Annotated in this window: 1 protein-coding gene; it reads left to right on the top strand. The window is 63.9% G+C overall.

Annotated features, from left to right (window positions below):
* Positions 1-512: hypothetical protein (locus tag K675_RS31235; RefSeq protein ID WP_037007027.1), on the top strand; the 512-nt coding region annotated here is incomplete at both ends.

Consider the following 512-nt stretch of genomic DNA (forward strand, 5'->3'; position numbering starts at 1 on the left):
CTGTCCGTCTCCAGCCTGACCCAGAACGGTGGTCGCCTGCTGAGTGACCAGGCGATCCGCCTCGACCTGGCCGGTGGTGACCTCGACAACCGCAACGGCCTGCTCAATGCCAAGGGCCCGTTGACCCTCGATAACCTGCGCGACCTGAACAACCAGAACGGCGAACTCTCCAGCCGCCAGAGCTTCAACGTCACCGGCCGTAACCTGGACAACAGCAACGGCAAGCTGATCAGCAACAACCAACTGGGCGTGACCGGCACCACCCTGACCAACCAGAACGGCCTGATCTCCGGCTGGCAAGGCTTGGGCGTCAAGGGCGCGAGCCTGGACAACCGCAACAGCGGGACCCTGTCCAGCCGCAATGGCAACCTGGAGGTGGACCTCAGTGGCGCACTGCTCAACGGCAACAAGGGGGCCCTGGTCAGTCAACAAACCCTGACCGTCAATGCCGACAGCCTCGACAACCAGGCCGGCATCCTCTCCAGTGGCGCCGGACAAAAGCTGACCGTCGC

This window comes from Pseudomonas fuscovaginae SE-1 (genome assembly GCF_000364705.1).
Taxonomy (GTDB): Bacteria; Pseudomonadota; Gammaproteobacteria; order Pseudomonadales; family Pseudomonadaceae; genus Aquipseudomonas; species Aquipseudomonas fuscovaginae_A.